The sequence below is a fragment of the Bartonella sp. AA86SXKL genome, assembly GCF_042196885.1.
The window spans coordinates 1-295 of the sequence record NZ_JBHIRE010000411.1; the positions used below are offsets into that span (position 1 = coordinate 1).

The following is a 295-nucleotide window of genomic DNA, read 5'->3' on the forward strand; positions in this document are numbered from 1 at the left end:
TTCCAACATTTCCAATAGTTTGCCATGGATTAAGTTTTGTTTGCGGCGTAAACTGTGTCCTTTGTTCCGTTTGCATTCCGTAATTTCCAGCAGAAGCCGTACCAGCTGCAAGCAGCTTACTTAACTGATCCCAATCAAGATTATTCTGCTGTTCCCATTTCTGTCGCTCTTCGTCTAATTGTTGTTGATGATTGGCATCAAGCAAACCACCTCCAGCCAACGCATTGAGATTTGCCTGACCTTGACCTTGAAAAAAGTTATTAGCGCTAACCAACTGATTTTGATTGGCTTGATC

At 42.4% G+C, this 295-nt stretch carries 1 pseudogene; it reads right to left on the reverse strand.

Annotated features, from left to right (window positions below):
• Nucleotides 1-295, reverse strand: a pseudogene (locus tag ACFIO5_RS12300) (tail fiber domain-containing protein); the annotation flags it as partial.